General features: G+C 68.6%; 16 protein-coding genes and 1 other RNA gene. 9 read left to right on the forward strand and 8 right to left on the reverse strand.

Features of this window, described 5'->3' with window-relative positions:
* Window positions 1–21: 21 nt before the first annotated feature.
* Together DD542_RS06770 and dapF are read right to left on the reverse strand one after the other, a co-directional pair.
* Complete coding sequence (locus DD542_RS06770) at window positions 22–702, reverse strand: DUF484 family protein (protein ID WP_066153560.1); 681 nt, start codon at window positions 700–702, stop codon at window positions 22–24.
* 22 nt (window positions 703–724) lie between these two features.
* Window positions 725–1,600 carry a diaminopimelate epimerase gene (gene dapF, locus DD542_RS06775; protein WP_127804627.1) on the reverse strand — a complete coding sequence of 292 codons (876 nt, stop codon included), beginning with the start codon at window positions 1,598–1,600 and terminating at the stop codon, window positions 725–727.
* Window positions 1,601–1,770: 170 nt separating this feature from the next.
* Between dapF and DD542_RS06780 the strand changes: the two genes are divergently transcribed.
* The 7 genes from DD542_RS06780 to DD542_RS06810 are packed head-to-tail and all read left to right on the forward strand — an operon-like array spanning window position 1,771 to window position 9,113.
* Entirely contained in the window at window positions 1,771–2,778 is a 1,008-nt protein-coding gene (locus DD542_RS06780) for an ABC transporter ATP-binding protein (RefSeq protein ID WP_079364431.1), read from the forward strand.
* A gap of 52 nt (window positions 2,779–2,830) precedes the next feature.
* The gene (locus DD542_RS06785; protein WP_079364430.1) at window positions 2,831–4,108 is read left to right on the forward strand and encodes a PotD/PotF family extracellular solute-binding protein; all 1,278 of its coding nucleotides are present in this window, start codon (window positions 2,831–2,833) and stop codon (window positions 4,106–4,108) included.
* 21 nt (window positions 4,109–4,129) lie between these two features.
* Window positions 4,130–5,050 (forward strand): ABC transporter permease, encoded by a 921-nt coding sequence (locus DD542_RS06790; RefSeq protein ID WP_127804629.1) that lies wholly within the window; start codon window positions 4,130–4,132, stop codon window positions 5,048–5,050.
* Window positions 5,051–5,052: 2 nt separating this feature from the next.
* On the forward strand, window positions 5,053–5,928 hold the full coding sequence (locus tag DD542_RS06795; RefSeq protein ID WP_127804630.1) for an ABC transporter permease: 876 nt from the start codon (window positions 5,053–5,055) through the stop codon (window positions 5,926–5,928).
* On the forward strand, window positions 5,925–6,626 hold the full coding sequence (locus DD542_RS06800) for a GntR family transcriptional regulator (RefSeq protein WP_127804631.1): 702 nt from the start codon (window positions 5,925–5,927) through the stop codon (window positions 6,624–6,626). The genes DD542_RS06795 and DD542_RS06800 overlap by 4 nt, the downstream gene beginning before the upstream one ends.
* Window positions 6,623–7,360, forward strand: coding sequence for an aspartate/glutamate racemase family protein (locus tag DD542_RS06805; RefSeq protein ID WP_127804632.1), 738 nt, complete (start codon window positions 6,623–6,625; stop codon window positions 7,358–7,360). The genes DD542_RS06800 and DD542_RS06805 overlap by 4 nt, the downstream gene beginning before the upstream one ends.
* 52 nt (window positions 7,361–7,412) lie before the next feature.
* Window positions 7,413–9,113: an MBL fold metallo-hydrolase gene (locus tag DD542_RS06810; protein ID WP_127804633.1), complete on the forward strand. Its 1,701-nt coding sequence runs from the start codon at window positions 7,413–7,415 to the stop codon at window positions 9,111–9,113.
* Between the two features lie 5 nt (window positions 9,114–9,118).
* On the opposite strand, the gene rnpB is transcribed toward DD542_RS06810, so the two are convergent.
* Window positions 9,119–9,474, reverse strand: an RNA gene (gene rnpB, locus DD542_RS06815) — RNase P RNA component class A.
* A 32-nt stretch (window positions 9,475–9,506) separates the two neighbouring features.
* Entirely contained in the window at window positions 9,507–10,883 is a 1,377-nt protein-coding gene (locus DD542_RS06820; protein WP_127804634.1) for an MATE family efflux transporter, read from the reverse strand.
* A 120-nt stretch (window positions 10,884–11,003) separates the two neighbouring features.
* On the opposite strand from DD542_RS06820, the gene DD542_RS06825 reads away from it, so the two are divergent.
* Window positions 11,004–12,827 carry an FAD-dependent protein gene (locus DD542_RS06825; RefSeq protein ID WP_127804635.1) on the forward strand — a complete coding sequence of 608 codons (1,824 nt, stop codon included), beginning with the start codon at window positions 11,004–11,006 and terminating at the stop codon, window positions 12,825–12,827.
* Between the two features lie 102 nt (window positions 12,828–12,929).
* Complete coding sequence (locus DD542_RS06830; RefSeq protein ID WP_127804637.1) at window positions 12,930–13,565, forward strand: glycine zipper 2TM domain-containing protein; 636 nt, start codon at window positions 12,930–12,932, stop codon at window positions 13,563–13,565.
* A gap of 17 nt (window positions 13,566–13,582) precedes the next feature.
* Here DD542_RS06830 and DD542_RS06835 read toward each other — a convergent pair whose 3' ends face one another.
* From DD542_RS06835 to DD542_RS06850, 4 genes are all read right to left on the reverse strand, one after another.
* Complete coding sequence (locus tag DD542_RS06835; protein ID WP_127804639.1) at window positions 13,583–15,679, reverse strand: site-2 protease family protein; 2,097 nt, start codon at window positions 15,677–15,679, stop codon at window positions 13,583–13,585.
* Window positions 15,679–17,022, reverse strand: a complete 1,344-nt coding sequence (locus DD542_RS06840; protein ID WP_127804641.1) for an HlyD family efflux transporter periplasmic adaptor subunit — start codon at window positions 17,020–17,022, stop codon at window positions 15,679–15,681. The genes DD542_RS06835 and DD542_RS06840 overlap by 1 nt, the downstream gene beginning before the upstream one ends.
* A gap of 94 nt (window positions 17,023–17,116) precedes the next feature.
* Window positions 17,117–17,938 (reverse strand): efflux RND transporter periplasmic adaptor subunit, encoded by an 822-nt coding sequence (locus DD542_RS06845; RefSeq protein WP_241559703.1) that lies wholly within the window; start codon window positions 17,936–17,938, stop codon window positions 17,117–17,119.
* 21 nt (window positions 17,939–17,959) lie between these two features.
* Window positions 17,960–19,507: a TolC family protein gene (locus tag DD542_RS06850; protein ID WP_241559705.1), complete on the reverse strand. Its 1,548-nt coding sequence runs from the start codon at window positions 19,505–19,507 to the stop codon at window positions 17,960–17,962.
* Window positions 19,508–19,511 lie beyond the last annotated feature (4 nt).

Raw genomic sequence — 19,511 nt, forward strand, 5'->3', positions numbered from 1 at the left:
CCGTCCATGGTTCTGCCAGGTTCAGGGCCTCAGGCGCGAAAGGGCCGCGCTGGTCAGGTCGCCCATGCGTTCCAGGAATTCGGTGCCCATGTCGGCGGCGAAGCGCTGCGGGTCGGGCGAGCCCAGCACCAGCAGGCCGAACGCGTCTTGGCCCTCGCCGGCGCGCAGCGGGATCAGGGCCAGCGAGGCCACCGCACCGGGATCGACCAGCCAGCCGGCCGCTTCCAGACCGGGGTTGGCGCCACAGTAGGGCCGCGGCAGCGACGAGGCAAAGGCCTGCACGTCGTCGCTGGCGCCCTGGGCGTAGGACTGACCGGAGAAGTCGTCCGCCACGCCCCACAGCTTGATCGCCACCTGCGGCACATTGAACTGGGCCGCCATCTCGCGCGCCGCCACCAGGGGCAGATCCTGCGTGTCGCGGGTCATCAGCAGCTCGCGGGTCCAGCGGTGCAGACGGTCGGCGATGGCGGAGTTTTCCTGGCCGTGGCGGATCATCTCGGCCGAGCGCAGCTCCAGGCCCTTGATCTTCTCGCGCAGCATCTCGGCCTGGCGCTCCTGCAGGCTCACCGCGCGCTGGCCGTGCGGGCTGCTCAGCTGCACCGTCGCCAGCACGCCCGCGTGGCGCTCGAAGAAGTCGGGCGTGTTGGCCAGGTAGTTGGCGATGTCGTCTTCGGTGATCGGGGGAATGGTCGGGTCGGTCATGGAAGTGTATCGATCCTGATGTTCAGGCCAGCTCGGGGACGTCGATCTCGCCCTCGAACACCGAGGTGGCCGGTCCGGTCATGAAGACCGGTGCGTCATGGGCCGCATTGTCGCCCCATGCGATGGTGAGCCGGCCGCCGCGCGTCTCGACGTCGACGCTGTCGTCCAGCAGGCCCAGGCGGATGCCGGCCACCACCGCCGCGCAGGCGCCAGTGCCGCAGGCCAGGGTCTCGCCCACGCCGCGTTCGTACACGCGCAGGCGCACATGGGCGCGGTCCAGCACCTGCAGGAAACCCGCGTTCACGCGCGCAGGGAATTGCGCATGGCGCTCGATCTGCGGTCCCCAGGTGGGCACGGGCGCCGTGTCCACGTTGTCCACCAGCAGCACGGCGTGCGGGTTGCCCATGGAGAGCACGGCCACCGGCGCCACATCGCCAGCGGCCAGCGGCAGGGACCAGCGCTCGAAGTTGCCCATCGGTGTGGGCGTCTGGCCCGCCGAGTCAAAAGGCACACGCGCCAGGTCGAAGATGGGCGCGCCCATGTCCACGGAGACGCGGCCATCGTCGTTCAGGGCCAGGCTGATCTCGCCGTGTTTCACCTTCACGCGCACCGGGTTCAGATCCGTGAGTCCCTTGTCGCGCACGTAGCGCACAAAGCAGCGCGCACCGTTGCCACAGTGTTCAACCTCACCGCCGTCGGCGTTGTGGATCACGTATTCGAAGTCCACGCCGTCCGACGGCGCGGGGCGCACCGACAGGATCTGGTCGGCGCCGACGCCGAAGTGGCGGTCGGCCAGGAAACGGTACTGGGCCGCGCTCAGACCGAGGCGGCCACGGGTCTCGTCGAGCACGACGAAGTCGTTGCCCGCGCCCTGCATTTTGGTGAAGTGCACTCGCATGGTTCGATTATCCGCCCACCCCGGTGCGCGCCGTGCCGGTGCATGCGCACCGCCGCGGACTGCGGCGCACCCCACCGAGCACATTGCGCACAAAGCCGGTGCTGTTTTGTATGCAATCTTGTGCGGATTGCATACAAAAAAACTGGCACGGCTCGTGCAACAGGGTCGGCATGGACGCTGTCACCCCCGCCCCCGCCGCCGTCGAACTGATCGCCCTGACCAAGCAGTACGGTCCGGGTACCGTGGCCGTCGACGCCATCAACCTGCGCATCGCCGCCAACAGCTACTGCTGCCTGCTCGGGCCCTCGGGCTGCGGCAAGAGCACGACCTTGCGCATGATCGCCGGGCACGAAAGCACCACCAGCGGCGACATCCTGCTGGAGAACCGCAACATCACCAACCTGCCCGCCGCCGCGCGCGGCACGGCCATGATGTTCCAGAGCTTCGCGCTGTTCCCGCACCTCTCGGCGCTGGACAACGTGGCCTTCAGCCTGAAGATGAAGGGCATCGGCAAGGCCGAGCGCCACGCCCGCGCGCAAGACCTCCTGCAGCGCGTGGCCATGGGGCACCTGGCGCACCGCAAGCCGGGCGAACTCTCGGGTGGCCAGCAGCAGCGCGTGGCGCTGGCGCGCGCCCTCATCACCCAGCCGCGCGTGCTGCTGCTAGACGAGCCGCTGTCGGCGCTCGACCCCTTCCTGCGCATCCAGATGCGCGCCGAGCTGCGCCACTGGCAGCGCGAACTGGGCCTGACCTTCGTCCACGTCACGCACAGCCAGGAAGAGGCCATGGCGCTGGCCGACACCATGGTGGTGATGAACCAGGGCCGCATCGAACAGGCCGGCCCGCCCCACGCCGTCTACAACCGGCCGGCCAGCGAGTTCGTGGCGCGCTTCATGGGCGGCCACAACGTGCTGCAGACCGTCAACGGCAAGGTGGCCGTGCGCAACGACCACATCCGCCTGGCCGAGGCCGGCAGCACCGGCTGGACCGCCACCGTGAGCGACGTGGAGTACCAGGGCACCTACGTGCTGCTGGGCCTGCAGCTCGACGGCGACAGCGCCGACCGCGGCGTGTCGGTGATGTTGTCCGAAGCCACCTTCGTCGACCGCCCCTGGACCACCGGCGAACGCGCCGACCTGAGCTGGAACCCGGCGCAGGCCCACGCCCTGGCCGCCTGATTCCGCCTGCTTTCCCTCCCCTGTCCTTCCCCCTGCAACCAAGGAGTTCTCCATGCCCGATTCCACCGACATCCAGCACGACGGCCTGTCGCGCCGCAGCCTGCTGCAAGGCACCGCCGGCCTGGCCGGCATCCTGGCCAGCGGCCTCTCGCCGGCCATCGCCCAGGAAAAGATCACCCTGCGCTACCTGGGCACCGCGGTGAACCAGGACAAGGCCATCGCCGAGAAGTTCGAGAAAGACACCGGCATCAAGATCCAGTACGTGGCCGTGACCACCGACGACGTGACCAAGCGCGCCGTCACCGCGCCCAACAGCTTCGACCTGATCGACACCGAGTACTTCTCGCTCAAGAAGATCGTGCCCACCGGCAACCTCAAGGGCATTGACACCAAGAAGATCAAGAACGCGGACAAGATCACCAGCCTGTTCACCACCGGCACCGTGGCCGGCAAGGCCGTGGGCGACCAGGGCACCGCGCCCAAGAAGGTCATCTTCCTGGAGGGAGAGAAGAGCAAGGTCTTCGCCAAGAGCCCGACCCAGTTCATGAGCCTGATCCCCACCACCTACAACGCCGACACACTGGGCATCCGCCCCGACCTGATCAAGCGACCCATCAACTCCTGGGCCGAGATGCTCAACCCCGAGTTCAAGGGCAAGACCGCGATCCTGAACATCCCGTCCATCGGCATCATGGACGCGGCCATGGTGGTGGAAGCCATGGGCATCCACAAGTACGCCGACAAGGGAAACATGACCAAGGCCGAGATCGACCTGACGATCAAGACCCTGATCGAAGCCAAGAAGGCCGGCCAGTTCCGCGCGCTGTGGAAGGACTTCAACGAGTCGGTGAACCTGATGGCCTCCGGCGAAGTCGTGATCCAGTCCATGTGGAGCCCGGCCGTGACCGCCGTGCGCACCAAGGGCATCGACTGCGTGTTCCAGCCGCTGAAAGAGGGCTATCGCGCCTGGGCCGCCGGCTTCGGCCTGCCGACCACGCTCTCGGGCCGCAAGCTCGACGGCGCCTACGAGTTCATCAACTGGTTCCTCGACGGCTGGGCCGGCGCCTACCTCAACCGCCAGGGCTACTACAGCGCCGTGCTGGAAACCGCCAAGGCCAAGATGGAGCCGTACGAGTGGGCCTACTGGATGGAAGGCAAGGAAGCCACCCAGGACATCAAGAGCCCCAACGGCGACCTGCTGGCCAAGAAGGGCGCCAAGCGCGACGGCGGCAGCTACGAGCAGCGCATGGGTGGCATCGCCTGCTGGAACGCCGTGATGGACGAGAACGAGTACATGGTCCGCAAGTGGAACGAGTTCGTCGCCGCCTGACCACCCAGACCCTCTGAGCCCATGAGCACGAACACCGCCGTGACGGCCCCCGTCACCGACAGCCCCAACCGCACCGTGCCCGCCGGGTGGCAGGCCGCGCCGTACACGCTGGTGTTCGTGCTGTTCTTCCTGATCCCGCTGGGCCTGGTGCTGATGGTCAGCTTCTGGGACTTCAACGAGTACGAGCTGATCCCGGCCTTCACGGTCCGCAACTACCTGGCCATCTTCGAGGGCTGCTCCGCACTCACCGACCACGGTGACTTCTGCGTCACGCTCTCGACCTACCTCTCGACGCTCAAGTTCAGCTTCCTGGTCTGGCTGATCACGCTGGTGCTGGGCTTTGCTGTCGCCTATTTCCTGGCCTTCCACGTGCGGTCTTCGGGCATGCAGACGGCGCTGTTCGTGCTCTGCACCGTGCCCTTCTGGACGTCCAACGTCATCCGCATGATCTCGTGGGTGCCGCTGCTGGGCCGCAACGGCCTGGTGAACCAGAGCCTGCAGGGCATCGGCCTCATCGACCAGCCCATCGAGTGGCTGCTGTTCTCCGACTTCTCGGTGGTGCTGGCCTTCGTGCACCTCTACACCATGTTCATGATCGTGCCCATCTTCAACAGCATGATGCGCATCGACCGCAGCCTGCTGGAAGCCGCCAGCGACGCCGGGGCGAGTGCCTGGCAGACGCTGTGGAACGTGATCGTGCCGCTGTGCAAGACCGGCATCATCATCGGCTCGATCTTCGTCATCACCATCGTCATGGGCGACTTCGTGACCATCGGCGTCATGGGCGGCCAGCAGATCGCCTCGGTCGGCAAGATCATCCAGGTGCAGACCTCGTACCTGCAGTTCCCGCTGGCCGCGGCCAACGCGGTGATCCTGCTCGCCGTGGTGCTGATGATCATCTGGGGCCTGACGCGCCTCGTCGACATTCGCAAGGAACTCTGACCATGCAAGCCCGAGTCTCCGACGCCCGCGCGCCCGGCTTCTGGCCGCTGGCTGCCGTCTTCGCGCTCTTTGTGCTGTTCATGTACGGCCCGATGGCCGTCATCTTCGTGCTCTCGTTCCAGGGGCCGGAGGGCGGCCTCACCTTCCCGATGAGGGGCTGGTCGTTGCACTGGTTCCGCCAGCTGGCCGAAGGACTGGGCACAGTGGACATCGGCGCCGCGTTCACCCGCTCGCTGATGCTGGGCGCGGTGGTCATGGCCTTCACCGTCGTGCTGTCGGTGCTGGCAGGCCTGGCCTTTCGCAAGAAGCTGGGCAGCGGCAATGCGCTGTTCTATGTGACGGTGGCCAGCCTGATCATGCCGTCCATCATCGTGTCGCTGGGCATCGGCCTGCAGTTCCGCCTGCTCGACGGTGGCATCAAGCACCTGCTGGAAGCGGTGGGCGCGACGACCACGCTGGAGGAATACGGCACCGCGCTCGGCTTGTTCACCTCGGCCCTTGGCGCGCACCTGACCTGGACCCTGCCCTTCGGGCTGCTGATCATGTTCGCGGTCTTCAACCGCTTCAACCCGGCGTATGAAGAAGCGGCGCGCGACCTCGGCGCCACGCCCTGGCAGACCTTCCGCCACGTGGTGCTGCCGCTGATCGGCCCCTCGGTGGTCGGCATCGGCATGTTCGGCTTCACCCTCAGCTGGGACGAGATCGCCCGCACCTCGCAGGCCATCGGCGATGTCAACACCCTGCCGCTGGAGCTGCAGGGCCTCACGTCCACCGTCACCACGCCGGCCATCTACGCGCTGGGCACGGTGACGACCGTGGTGTCGTTCGCGGTCATGGGCCTCACGGTCGGTCTCGCGATGTGGCTGAAGAAAAAATGAAAGCCACCACGACGCCGCTGTCCGACCAGGCGATCTACGAGCGCATGGTCTCGGCCATCCTCGACCACCAACTGCCGCCCGGCACCAAGCTGGTGGAGGACCGGCTGGCGGCGGCCTTCGGCGTCTCGCGCACGCGCATCCGGCCGGTGCTGGTGCGGCTGGCCAACGAGAAGGTGGTCACGCTCACGCCCAACCGGGGTGCGGCGATTGCAGAACCCAGCGAGCAGGAGGCGCACGAGGTGTTCGAGGTGCGGCGCATGATCGAACCGCTGCTGGTGGAGCGTTTCATCGGACGCGCCACCGCGTCTCCCATCCAGGCGCTCAAGGCCTGCATCCGCGACGAAGAGGCGGCGCGCAAGGCCGGCGACATGCGCCGCGCGATCCGTCTTTCGGGCGACTTCCACCTGCAGATCGCCGAACACGCCGGCCACCAGACCCTGGGCGGCATCCTGCGCGAACTGGTCTCGCGCACCTCGCTCATCCTCATGGCCTACAGCGCGCCTCACAGCCAGGCGCGCGAGGACGCCACCGCCTGCGGCTGCCAGGAACACCGCGGTCTGATTGCCGCCATCCAGCTGCGCGATGCGAAGGAAGCCGCACGGCTGATGCGCGAGCATCTGGAACGGCTGGAATCACAACTCAGCTTCACGTCCGCTCCTGAAGTAGCACCGGACCTCCTGGAACTGTTCGGCTCATGAAACGGCTGCTGGTCATCAATCCCAACACCTCGGAGCGCGTCAGCGCGCTGCTGCAGACCCACGTGCAGGCCGCCGCCGGTTCACACGTGGTGGTGCAGACGGTCACCGCCCGCTTCGGTGCGCCCTACATCGCCGACGAGGCCAGCTACGCCGTGGCCGCGCACGCGGCGCTCGACGCCTGGGCGGCGGCACTCGACCGCGAGCCGACCCAACCCGACGTCGTGCTGATCGGCTGCTTCGGCGACCCGGGCCTGATGGCGTTGCGCGAGTCCAGCCCGGCCCCGGTGACCGGCCTAGCCGAAGCGGCCTTCATCGAGGCCGCGCGCCACGGGCGCTACGCCATCGTCACCGGCGGCGAACGCTGGGCGCCGATGCTGCAACGGCTCGCGCAGGCATTGGGCCAGGCCCAGCAACTGGCCGGCATCCACACCGTGGCGCCCACCGGCGCGCAGCTCGCCGCCGACCCGGCCGGCGCCCACCGCCTGCTGGCCCAGGCCTGCCGGGACGCCGCTCACCAGCTGGGCGTCCAGGCCGTCATCCTGGGCGGCGCGGGCCTGGCCGGCATGGCCGCCGCGGTGCAGGCCCAGGTGCCCGTGCCGGTGATCGACAGCGTCATCGCCGGCACCCACTGGGCGCTGCGCACGCCGCCGCTGCCCCCCCTGCGTGCGACGCCCGGTTTCGACAACGCCTGGCAGGGACTTTCACCGGAGATGCACGCCCTGGGGCTGGCGTAAACCCCAAGCCCGCGCGACAGCGCCGGGCGGGCGGTCCACGCACAATGGATGCATGGTCCGCCCCACCCAACTGCTCCACCCCCAGCGCGCACCCGCCCCGGTGCGCCCCGCCGCCACCGTCCTGCTGTTGCGCGATGCGCCTCAGGGCATCGAAGTGCTGATGACACGCCGCTCGATGACCGCGAGCTTCGCGCCCGGCGCCTACGTCTTCCCCGGCGGCGGCATCGACGCCGCCGATGCCCAGGCACACGGCCATTCCACGCGCCGCGCCACGCAAAGCGACGGGCACCTGACGCAGGCCATCGCCGCCATCCGCGAGAGCTTCGAAGAGCTGGGCATCCTGCTCGCGCGACACGCCGATGGCTCGCACCTGGACACGGCACAGATCGCCGCGCTGGACCGAAAGGCCCCGTTCGCCGCACAGTGCGCCGCGCAGGGCCTGACGCTTTCGGGAGGCGAGGTCTTCGTGCTGGCGCACTGGGTCACCGACCGCGACCTGCCGCGCCGCTTCGATGTGCCCTTCCTCGTGGCGCGCATGCCCGAGGGGCAGGAACCGGTGGCCGACGAGTCCGAGCAGTTCGAACCGCTCTGGGTGCGCCCGGCCGACGCGCTGGCGCGCCATGCCGCGGGCCAGTTCTTCATCATCTTCCCGACCATCCGCACGCTGGAGCGCCTGCAGACCTATGCCTCGGTGGACGATGTGCTCAAGGCCTGCGCGGTCAACGACGAGCCGCTGTTCACCAGCTGTCCGCGCGCCGGCCTGATGAACGGCCACGAGTCGCGGCACATGGAGCACGAGATGCCCTATGGCGAGCTGGCGCTGGTCTGCCCGGACGGGCAGATGGTGCACGAGCTGGCCTGGCAGACCGAGCGCCCGGTGCCGCTGCTCAGGAACGTGCAGCGGCTCACCGCGCCCAACCCGGGTTTCATGACCGGGCCGGGCACCAACAGCTACATCGTCGGCGACCCGTCCACCGGCCACATCGTGATCGACCCGGGCCCGGACGAACCGGCGCACATCGAACGGCTGTGGCGCGCGGCGGGCGGCGACATCCGCGCCATCGTCTGCACCCACTCGCACCCCGACCACTCGCCTGGCGCGCCCCGGCTGCAGGTGCTGTGCGCCAACGCTGGTCGGGCCAGGCCGCCCATCCTCGGCCTGCCCAGCGCGCCCACGTCGCGCGAAAACAGCCGCTTCACCCCCGAGCGCACCCTGGCCGACGGCGAGCGCCTGGTGCTGAGCGCCCCCGACGGCACAGCACACACCCTGCAGGTGGTGCACACCCCCGGCCATGCGGCCAACCACCTGTGCCTGCTGCTGGAGGAAGACGGCCTGCTGTTCAGCGGCGACCACATCCTCAACGGCAGCACCACCGTCATCGATCCGCCCGACGGCAACATGGGCACCTACCTCGATTCGCTGGACAAACTCGACCAGCTGTGCGAGCAGCACGGTGTCCACTTCATCCTGCCGGCGCACGGCCACGTGCTGGGCGACCACCCGCGCAGCGGTGACAACCCCGGCGCGCCTGAACACGGCGGCGCGCGCGCCGCCATCGCCCATCTGAAGGCGCACCGGCTGGCGCGCGAAGCCAAGGTGGCCCGCGCCATGCAGGCCATTCCCGACGGCAGCATCGACGACTGGGTGAAGATCGCCTACGACGACGTGCCCGAACGGCTGTGGCCGGTGGCCAAGCGCTCCATGCTGGCGCACGTCGAACACATCCAGAGCATGGGTGGGTTCAACGTCTGAATTAAGTGTGAAGCGCGCCGATAAGCCGGATTCTGTGCACCCGGGTTGCCCCGGATGTGACCGCCATTCCTCTGGGCCGGGGGTCGCCCACCCGGCTCGGTGCTACCTACCCGCCAGCTCCGCGAAACCACATCAACGCTGGCCTATTTGGTATTGCTGCGCGTAGAGATTGCCCGTTTCACCCCGGCTGGTCTGCCTTGCGGCACTCCCACCGGACTCGTCTCTGTTGCTCTGATCCTCACCTTAGGGTCTTGCGACTTGTCGGTGGAGAGGTGTTACCTCCTACGCTGTCCTGTGCAGTCCGGACGTTCCTCCAGCACACCCTTTCGGGTCTCGTGCCAGCGGCGGTCTGGCGCGCTCCACGGGCGGCATTATCCCGTAGTCCCCGCCCGGTCAGACCAGCTTGCGGATCTTGCGGTGCCGCCACACGCCCTGGTAGTACGCGCTCTGCAGCACCAGCATGGTCACATAGGCCACGGGGAACGCGATCCAGATGCCTTCCAGACCGAGGCGCGCGTCAAGCAGATAGGCCACCGGCAGCTGCACGCCCAGGATGCAGAACACCGAGATCGCCATCGGCACCAGCACATCGCCGCTGGCGCGCATCACGCCACCGATCACCGCCTGGAAGCCGAACACCAGGATGCTCCAGAGCATCAGGTGCAGCAGGTGCTGGGCCTGCGCATGCACGCTGTCCTGCGTGAGGAACAGGCCCAGCGCCCAGCCGGAGACGGTGTAGCCCAGCAGCACCAGCCCACCGGTGAGCGCGGCGTTCAGGCCCAGGCCGGTCTTGAGGATCGGGGTCAGGCGTTCGATGCGCCCCGCGCCGATGGTCTGCGCCGCCAGGATGGACGCGGTGATGGCGATGGAGAGCGCCGGGAACTGCACGTAGTTCACGATCTGCGTCACCGCGCCGTAGGCTGCCGTGGCCTGCGAGCCGTGGCCGTTGACCAGCGCCAGGATCACCAGCTCCGACAGCGAGATCACCACCATCTGCAGGCCCGTGGGCAGGCCGATGCGCATGACCTTGCCCAGGATGGCCCGGTCCAGCTTCAGCGCGTGCAGCAGCTCGCGGTCGGGCGCCAGCACGTGGCCCAGGCGATGCAGCCGCAACCCCAGGAAGGCCAGCGCGGCCGCGGTCGAGACAAAGCCGGCCAGCGCCGCACTGCGGATGCCCAGCGGCGGCAGGCCGATCCACCCCTTGATCAGCAGCGGCGTCAGCGCCAGACCGACCGTGGTCGACAGTAACAGGGCCAGCAGGGGCGAAACGGTGTCGCTGACCCCGCGCAGCAGCTGCGTGAGCAGGATGAACACCAGCAGCAGCGGCATGAACAGCATCATCATGCGGGCGTAGGACACCGCGTCGTCCAGCACGTCGGCCGGCGTGCCCAGCGCCACCATGGCCTCGCGCGCGAACACCGTGCCCGCCACCGCAGCCATCAGGCCAATCACCGCACCCAGGGTGATCGCCGTGCCCGCAATCGCCTTGACCTTGTGCGGCTCGCGTGCGCCCCAGGCCTGACCGATCAGCACCGACGCGCCGGCACCCAGGCCGATGATCAGCGAGATGAAGAAGAACACGATCGGGAACATGCCCGAGACGGCCGCCAGCGCGTGGGTGCCCAGCATCTGGCCGATGTAGATGCCGTTGAGCGTGCCCGAGAGGCCCTGCAGGATGTTCGACAGCACCATGGGCACGAGGAACAGCAGGTAGATGCGCCACAGGGGTTTGGTGGCCGGCGGGTGGGAGGGGTCGAAAGTATGGGACATGGTTTATTTTATCCGGGTAAATCTTTTTATCCGGGTAAATTTTGTGACGGCGGTTCTTTTTTGGGCGCCCAGCGACAATAGCGATCTTCGCTGCTTGATGAACACAAGCCCCACGAGACCATGATCCGCATCGCCGAACTCAAACTGCCCCTGGCCGAAGTGCCCGCCGAGCACCGCCGCGCCGCCGACGCCCCCACCGAAACCGACGAAGACCGCGTGCCGCCGCCGCACCCGGTGGCCGCCCTCACCCGCCTGGCCGCCCAGGCGCTGCAGGTGGCGCCCGAGGCCATCGCCACGCTGTCGGTGTTCAAGCGCAGCTTCGACGCGCGCAAGGCCGACCTGCTGGCGGTCTACATCGTGGACGTGGCGCTGGCCGACCCGTCGCTGGAACCGCAGCTGCTGGCCCGGCACGAGAAGAACCCGCACATCCTGCCCACGCCCGACATGGCCTGGCACCCGCCCGGCCATGCACCGGCCGGCTGGCCCGCCGACGAGGCCGACCGCCCGGTGGTGATCGGCCTGGGTCCCTGCGGCCTGTTCACCGCGCTGGCACTGGCGCAGATGGGTTTCAAACCCATCGTGCTGGAGCGCGGCAAGCCGGTGCGCGAGCGCACCAAGGACACCTGGGGCCTGTGGCGCAAGAAGGTGCTCAACCCGCAAAGCAACGTGCAGTACGGCGAGGGCGGTGCCGGCCTGTTCTCCGACGGCAAGCTCTACAGCCAGATCAAGGACCCGCGCTTCCTGGGCCGCAAGGTGATGCAGGAGTTCGTCGACGCCGGCGCGCCGACCGAGATCCTCTACCAGGCGCACCCGCACATCGGCACCTTCAAGCTGGTCAAGGTGGTCGAGGCCATGCGCGAGAAGATCGTCGCGCTGGGCGGCGAAATCCGCTTCCAGCACCAGGTCACGGGCGTGGTGCTGGCGCCGGCCGGCGATGGCCAGCAGCGGCTCACCGCCCTGCGCGTGCAGCGGCTCGACACGGGCGAGGCCATCGAAATGCCCGCGCGGCACGCCGTCATCGCGCTCGGCCACAGTTCGCGCGACACCTTCGCGATGCTGCACGACGCGGGCGTTTATCTCGAAGCCAAGCCCTTCTCGGTGGGCTTCCGCATCGAACACCCGCAAAGCGTGATCGACCGCGCGCGCTGGGGCCGCCATGCCGGCCACCCGCTGCTGGGCGCGGCCGACTACAAGCTGGTGCACCACGCGAAGAACGGCCGGGCGGTCTACAGCTTCTGCATGTGCCCGGGCGGCACCGTGGTGGCGGCCACCAGCGAGCCCGGCCGCGTCGTCACCAACGGCATGAGCCAGTACTCGCGCAACGAGCGCAACGCCAACGCCGGCATGGTGGTGGGCATCGACCTGGCCGACTACCCGACCCGCTTCCCGCAGGACGCGCCGCTGTGGACCGCCGCCTTCGGCGAGACCGACGGCCCGCGCTATGCGAAAGAGGCCGAGGCGCTGGCCGCCAAAGGCCAGACCCACCCGCTGGCCGGCATCGTGCTGCAGCGCCAGCTGGAGGCCCGGGCCTACGATCTGGGCGGCCAGAGCTACGAGGCGCCGGGCCAGAAGGTCGGCGACTTCCTGGCCGGCACACCGTCGACCGCTTTTGGCGAGGTGCTGCCGTCGTACAAGCCGGGCGTGAAGCTGGGCGACCTGGCGCCCGCCCTGCCCGGCTTTGCGATTGAGGCCATGCGCGAGGCGCTGCCGGTGTTCGGTCGCAAGATCAAGGGCTACGACATGCCCGACGCCATGCTCACCGGCGTCGAGACCCGCACCAGCTCGCCGCTGCGCATCACCCGCGGCGAGAACCTCCAGAGCCTGAACACGCGCGGCCTCTACCCGGCAGGCGAGGGCGCTGGTTACGCGGGCGGCATCCTGTCGGCCGGGGTGGACGGTATCAAGGTGGCCGAAGCGGTGAGCAAGGCCGTTCTCGGACTCTGAACACCGCTGGTTACAACTGGCTCGCCAGCTTTACACCGGGTGCGGGGCGGCTTGACAGAGGCCCCGCACAGTGGAGGCTCCTTTCAACACACGGAGACCTCCATGAACTCCTCCTCCCGTTCCCTCCTGATCCCCGTCCTGACCGGCGTGATGGCCCTCGCCGGCGCCAGCGCCGCGCAGGCGCAGGACGAACGAGGCCGCGTGCTCAGCAGCACCCCGGTGATCCAGCAGGTCGCCGTGCCGCAGCAGGTCTGCCAGAACGTGACCGTGCGCGAACCGGCCCGCACCTCCGGTGCCGGCGCCATCATGGGTGCCATCGCCGGCGGTGCGATGGGCAATGCGATCGGTGACGGCAACGGCCGCGCTGCAGCGACTGCCATCGGCCTGTTCGGTGGTGCCATCCTGGGCAACAAGATCGAAGGCAAGGGGCAGTCGCACACCCGCAGGGTGCAGGAGTGCAGCACGCAGAACGTGATGGAGAACCGGGTCGTGGCCTACAACGTGGTCTACGAATACGCCGGCCGCCAGTACACCACCCAGATGCCGCAGGACCCGGGCCGCTGGGTGCCGGTCAGCGTGATGCCGGTGGGCGCCGCACCGGCCTACGGCCCCAGCTACCGCCCGCAGGCCTCGAGCGCGCCGGAGGTGGTGCGCATCGGCGGCCAGCGCCCCTACCGCCACGACAACCGCCACTGGCGCGACCGCGACGACGAGCAGTGGGACCGCTACTACCGCTGAGCCCCCGGCAGCCCGCTTCAGAATCCGCTCTCGCGGACCAGCACGGCCAGCGCGCTCCTGAGGCCATCCCAGACCAGACTGCGCGCTCCGCCCTCGATACGGGCCTGCCCGCGCAGTTCTTTGCCCTGTGGGGGCGCCTCGTGCAGCCGCAGGCGGACACGGTACAGCGCTTCGCTGGGGGCGGTGCCCTGCTGGTCGTCCACCAGGGTGGAGAATCCGCCGCCGTGGCGGCTGTCCAGCATGGGATGGGCCAGTCGCCGCACGCGGGTCGAATCGACCGCAATCACCTCGGCATTCAGCGCCCGCAAGCCGCCTTCGGGCAGAAAGCTCGCCTGCGCGCCGGACGCGATCCGGTGCACCTCGCGCTCCCCGACATAGGCGTCCACCAGCCAGCCATCGGTGTCGGTCAGCACCCCCAGCGGGACCTTGACGCCCACCCACGTGCCGGGACGCCGCAGCCAGTCCACATCTCGCCACTGGCCGCCGAACTCCGCGGTGATGCGCAGTCGCCCGGCCTCTTCACGCACGGCCCGCAGCTCGGCCAGCTGTTCCTGCAGGCGCTGTTCGGTGGCCAGTGCCTTCTCCCGCCCGCCACTGATTTCCAGAAGACCGGCCAGGCGCCGCTCCAGCGCGTCGACCGAGGCCTGCGCGAGCTGTTCGCGGGCTGCCAGGTCCGGCGACTCGAAGCGCGCCAGCACGGCTCCCGCCTCCACCCGTCCGGCCGGATGCAGCTCGGCCAGCTGGGTCGGCAACGGCGCGAACACGAACTGCTGACGCTGCGCGTGCGCCACACCACCGGCGGTCACGTCGAAACGCCAGGGAAACAGCAGCAGGCCGCCTGCCAGCAGGAGCAGCGCCAGCAGACCCGACCGGCGCGGCCGCCGGACCTCGCGCCACCGCTCGCGCCAGACCTTCAGCTCGGACCACACCGGCTTGGCGAGGAACCAGGTCAGCTCCACCAGCATAAGAAAGATGCCCAGCGCCTTGAAGAAGAACGCGTACACCGCCCAGGCGATGCCCAGGAACACCACCGCGCGATAGCACCAGGTCACGAGCGCGAACACCACCAGGGCGCGCCTGGCCCGCGGCGGCAGGTGCTCGGGATACGCGTCCTCCACCCCCAGCACCTGGCGCCGCAGCCAGGTCTTGGCGTGCGCGCCTGCACGCTCGTGCAGGTTGGGAAAGTCCAGCAGGTCCGACAGGATGAAGTAGCCGTCGAAGCGCATGAACGGGCTGACGTTGAGCGCCAGCGACAGCACCCAGCCGGTGGTCGCCAGGTAGAGCGCGGCTTGCCGAAGCGAGCCGTCGTCGAGCAGCGCCCAGGCCAGCGTGGCCAGGCCCGCCAACCCCATTTCCACGCCGACGCCGGCCACCGAGATCGCCAACCGCTGCCTGTTTGAACGCAGCCGCCAGGACTCGCCCGTGTCCGTGTAGAGCATGGGCCACATCACGAGCAAAGCCACGCCCATGTGCGCCACGCGCACGCCGAGACGGGTCGCTACCAGCGCATGTCCCAGTTCATGCAATGTCTTGGAGACGACCAGCGCGATCAGGAAGCCGGTGATGCCGCTGGGCGTCAGGATGTCCATCACGCTGTGCGCGAAGCTGTCCCACTGGCGAGCCACCAGCACCATGCCCAGCAGGCTGGCCAGCAGCAGCGCCAGCAACGCCGGCATCGAGAACAGCGGATCGAGCGCACGCGCCAGCCGCACGAGGAAACGCTCCGGGCGCACCAGCGGTACCCGGATGAACAAATAGTGATGCAGCCACCAGCGCCAGTCCCGCCACCCGGGTTCGCGGGCCTTCTGCACCATGCGCTGAAGTGCGGCGCCCGACGCCATGAGCAACTGGTGCTGCTCCAGGAAACGTGCGAATTCCTCCACCTGGGCCACATCCACCGCCAGCGGTGTGGTCGAAGCGATGTCGGCGGCGATCTGGGCAGGGTCACCGGGCCAGCGCAGCAGGCACTCGTACTCCAGCCAGCCGATGCGGTAGAAGCGGTTGAGCACCGGGTCCTGGATGGCCCAGGACGGCGCGCCATCCCGGGCCGGGGCGGTCTCGTAAAGGCGCAGATCCTGCCGCAGGGCCTGCGTCGCGGCGGAAGCGGGCTGCATCACCAGCCGCTCCACTCACGCAAAGTGGCCAGCGGGCGACGGAACAGGTAATAGCCCAGCACCACCCAGTCGCCATGGAGCTTGGCCGTGCCCCGGAGGCCGAGCCGGGCCTGCCCGACGTCGTCGCCGGCAATGTCGGCACGCAGCCGGTAGCTCGCCACCCCATCGGGCGACAGCACGGCCTGGTAGCTGGTCTCGGTGATCTGTCCCGACAGGGGTGACAGGGGCTTGACGGTCAGGAACAGCTTGACCGGGGCACCCTCGTCCAGCGCGATGGCGTCCGAGACCGGCAGATGGATCAGCATGCCCGGTTTTTCCGGATTGGCCAGCAGCATGATGCGCTCGCCCGTGGCCACCGGGCGACCACGCCACTGGTCAGGGTCGGCGAACACGGCGATGCCGTCGTACGGCGCGGTGGCCTCCATCCGGGCCAGTTGGGCCTGCACCGCCGCCAACTCGGCGCGCCGCTCCTGGGCACGGCCGGTCAGGATGGTCAGCTCGGCCTTGCTGGCGCTGTCGTGGAAAGCCATCTGGCTGGCGGATGCCAGCTCTGCGTCGGCCACCGCCACCGACTGGCGCGCCACCTCCAGCCGGTTGCGCAGCGTGGTGTCGTCCAGCGAGAACAGGCGATCGCCGGCCTTCACCGCCTGGTTGGGGCTCACATGGATGGTGCTCACCACGCCGTCGATGGCAGCGGTGATCTCCATGGCATCCACCGGCACCACCTCGGCCGGTGCCAGCGCAGTCTGGCGCACCGGCAGCAGCAGCAACAGGCACAACGCCCCGACCAGCAGGCGCCGCCGGGTCTTGTCCAGACGCGCCCAGCGCTCGCGCAGGCTTGGGCGGGCCTTGCCGGCCATCATCTCCCAGGCATAGGCCCAGGTCCTGGCCACCCGGGCCAGCAGCTGTGCCACTTCCGGAGCCGGAGGCTGGTCCAGCAGGAAACAGGCCGCGCCCAGCGGCTCGCCGCCGCGGCGTGCCAGGGGCAGCACATAGGCCCCGGCGGGCCACCACGCGCTCCAGCCATCGGCCAGTGCGGGCGGTGCGTCTGCCAATTCTTCGGCAGTGGGCGAGATCCACGCGGCCTCGCCGGCGACGCGCTGGCGCAGCCAGGGCCAGGCCTGGCGCAACCAGATCAGGTACGGGCTGTCCTCGGTGGGCCGAGCCAGCCCGGACACCGTCAGCAGGCGGTCGTTCGCATCGAACACCAGGGCCTGGCGGTAGGACAGCGCGGAGAAGCTGTCGTTCGCCATACTGATGCCCAGCTCGGCCACGCTTTCGGCAGCGCGTGCGCGGGCCTCCAGGCCTTCGGCCAGGGCCGTCAACGCGAGGCTCAATGCCATGGGCGCCTCCACCCAGTGGCATTGCCGTTCTTCCTCCAGGAGCGGAAGGCGGGCCAGAGCGGGACGAGACCACTCGGCGTTGCAGAGAGGCGTTTCACTTCAGATCGAACCGGGCCACGCCGCTCATGCCTGCCAGCAGCTCTGGGTGGGCCTTGTCCATGCGCGCTTCCAGCTCGATGGTCTGTGCCACCGAATCGACCCGTGCGTTGATCGCCGTGACCTTGGCCATGTAGGCTTTTCCGGTCTCGTTGATGGCTACCTCGAACGGCGTGCCCTGCTTGAGCAGGCGCAGCCAGCGCGACGGTACGTTCAGGCGGATCTTCAGCGGCCCGTCGCTCACCATCTCGAGCAGCGGCGCGCCCACGTTCACGCCCTGGAACGGCTTGACGTGCACCCGGACGATGCGGCCTGTGAACGGTGCCGCCACCGAGCAATGCGCCAGCTGGGCGCGGGACACCTCGACCGCGGCCTGGGTCTTCTCGACCTCCGAAGCCGCCAGCGAGACCTCCATGTCCCCCGCCGCATTGAGCTTGCGCAGGTCCTGCTTGACGGTCAGGGTCTCGCGCGCCGAACCGTTCTCGGCCTGCGCCATGCGCAGGCGGGCCTGCGCCTCACGGCAGTCGAAGCGGACAATGGTCGCGCCCTTGGTAACCCGGGCGCCCAGCTGCGCCTGCAGCTGCGAGATCTGGCCCACCGTCTGGGACACCAGGGTGGTCTCGACATCCGGGCTCAGCAGCACCCTGATGGCGTTCGGGTCCTCGGCCACCGAGACCGGCGCGGGCGCAGCTGGTGCCGGCTGCGCCACCCGGGACGCGCCGCCCGCCGGTGGCACCGGCGACTGCGCCAGCACCACGGCCGGCGCCATCAGGGAACACAGGATCAGCGCTGGCCAGCGAACCGGCGACTCAAGGCTCATGCACATCACGGCGCCCACCTCTTACCGGGCCGCGGCCGTCTTGAACACCTGCCCCTGCCACTGGGACATGGTTTTTTCCAGCGCGGTGGCCAGGGTCTTCACGTCGTGGCTGTCAATGGCCTCGGGCAGCACGTCCAGCCCGACCGAGTTGTACACCCGCCCCCAGGCCGCCTGTGCATTGGAATAGGCCGCATAGCGCTGGTACTCGGCCAGCAGCGCACGCGCTTCCGAACGGATCACCTCCAGCTCCGACTCGAACTTGCTCTGAGACGCCGCCTTGGCGTAGTCGTACAGGCTCTGGTCCACGCGTAGGCTTTCTTCGGCGAACTTCAGTTCGGCCAGCGACAGGCCGTAGCGCTGCACGCCCACGCGCACCTGGGTCAGCACCGCCATCGACAGCGCCATGCGGCGCATGTCGTCCGCTTTGTTCTGGTGCTCGTGTGCACGCTTGAGCGCGGGAAGCTGCGCCAGTCGCAGGATGTTCCAAGACACGCGAACACCCGCATCCACCCACGAGCTGTTGTAGTTGAAGCGGTTGGAGTCGTACTGCGGACCGAGGTCGATGCTGATGTTGGGCCACAGCATGGCCTTGGCGGCTTTGATGTCGTTCTCGGTCACGCGCTTGCGGTACCACTCCTCCATGATCTCGGGGCGCTTCTCCATCGCCATTGTTTCCAGCGCCTCGATGTTGCCCGGCACCGCGGGCAGCGAGAACTCTTTTTCGTCGACCAGGGTGATGGCCGTACCCGGCGCCACCGACATCAGGGCGTTGAGCTCGGCGCGGGCCAGTTCAAGATCCTGGCGGCGCAGTGTCAGCAGGCTGACCGCGTCGAGCAGCGCGCGCTGGTACGACAGCACCTGGGCTCGGGGCATCAGGCCCTTGGCTTCGACTTCCTTGGCATTGGCCAGCGCCGTGTTCACGCGCGCCAGCAGGTCGTCCACACGGCCGATGAGCTTTTGCGCGCCCAGGGCGCGCCAGTAGCTGTTGCGCACGTCCTGCAGCACGTTCTGCACCACCTTGCGGCGGCGCTCCTCGGCCATCAGCACCTGATCGGCCTTCTGCTGCGCGCGGTAGTACGAGACGCCGAAGTCCAGCGCGTTCCACGAGAAGTTCAGGTTAGCCAGCGTGCGCTCGCGCTCCTGCGAGGTGGACGGACGCAGCGACTCCTCGCGGTCAATGATGCCGATGGAACTACCACCCGAGTCGTTGTTGCGGGACACATAACCGGCACCGGCCACCAGGCGCGGCAGCATCTCGTGTGAGGACACGTCGTGCAGGCTGCGCGAGAGCGCGCTTTCCATCAGCTTGAGGCGGTAGTCCAGGTTGTACTTGAGCGCGCGCGCGGCGGCCTCGTGGAAGCTCAGCGGCGCCGCGATCGGCTCTTGGTCGGCGTACATCTGCACCCGGTCCTGCTCGGCGCGGTCACGGATCTCGTTCGCCTCGTAGGGCACCGGCGCCAGCGAGCCGCAGCCGGCCAGAAACAGGGCCGCCGAGAGCGCCAGCATGCGCGGACGGGCCAGGAAATGAGCGGCGAAACGAAGCGATGGGTTGGTGTTCGGGGTGGTCATTTCA

This window comes from Hydrogenophaga sp. NH-16, assembly GCF_004006415.1.
GTDB lineage: Bacteria > Pseudomonadota > Gammaproteobacteria > Burkholderiales > Burkholderiaceae_C > Hydrogenophaga > Hydrogenophaga pseudoflava.

Bases quoted from the DNA above. Each gene is read 5' to 3' on its own strand.
- DD542_RS06850 (WP_241559705.1), bottom strand. From the start codon at position 19,507: ATGACCACCCCGAACACCAACCCATCGCTTCGTTTCGCCGCTCATTTC.
- DD542_RS06800 (WP_127804631.1), top strand. From the start codon at position 5,925: ATGAAAGCCACCACGACGCCGCTGTCCGACCAGGCGATCTACGAGCGC.
- DD542_RS06810 (WP_127804633.1), top strand. From the start codon at position 7,413: ATGGTCCGCCCCACCCAACTGCTCCACCCCCAGCGCGCACCCGCCCCG.
- DD542_RS06820 (WP_127804634.1), bottom strand. From the start codon at position 10,883: ATGTCCCATACTTTCGACCCCTCCCACCCGCCGGCCACCAAACCCCTG.
- DD542_RS06845 (WP_241559703.1), bottom strand. From the start codon at position 17,938: ATGAGCCTTGAGTCGCCGGTTCGCTGGCCAGCGCTGATCCTGTGTTCC.
- DD542_RS06795 (WP_127804630.1), top strand. From the start codon at position 5,053: ATGCAAGCCCGAGTCTCCGACGCCCGCGCGCCCGGCTTCTGGCCGCTG.
- DD542_RS06840 (WP_127804641.1), bottom strand. From the start codon at position 17,022: ATGGCATTGAGCCTCGCGTTGACGGCCCTGGCCGAAGGCCTGGAGGCC.
- DD542_RS06835 (WP_127804639.1), bottom strand. From the start codon at position 15,679: ATGCAGCCCGCTTCCGCCGCGACGCAGGCCCTGCGGCAGGATCTGCGC.
- DD542_RS06830 (WP_127804637.1), top strand. From the start codon at position 12,930: ATGAACTCCTCCTCCCGTTCCCTCCTGATCCCCGTCCTGACCGGCGTG.
- DD542_RS06780 (WP_079364431.1), top strand. From the start codon at position 1,771: ATGGACGCTGTCACCCCCGCCCCCGCCGCCGTCGAACTGATCGCCCTG.
- DD542_RS06825 (WP_127804635.1), top strand. From the start codon at position 11,004: ATGATCCGCATCGCCGAACTCAAACTGCCCCTGGCCGAAGTGCCCGCC.
- DD542_RS06790 (WP_127804629.1), top strand. From the start codon at position 4,130: ATGAGCACGAACACCGCCGTGACGGCCCCCGTCACCGACAGCCCCAAC.
- DD542_RS06805 (WP_127804632.1), top strand. From the start codon at position 6,623: ATGAAACGGCTGCTGGTCATCAATCCCAACACCTCGGAGCGCGTCAGC.
- DD542_RS06785 (WP_079364430.1), top strand. From the start codon at position 2,831: ATGCCCGATTCCACCGACATCCAGCACGACGGCCTGTCGCGCCGCAGC.
- DD542_RS06770 (WP_066153560.1), bottom strand. From the start codon at position 702: ATGACCGACCCGACCATTCCCCCGATCACCGAAGACGACATCGCCAAC.
- dapF (WP_127804627.1), bottom strand. From the start codon at position 1,600: ATGCGAGTGCACTTCACCAAAATGCAGGGCGCGGGCAACGACTTCGTC.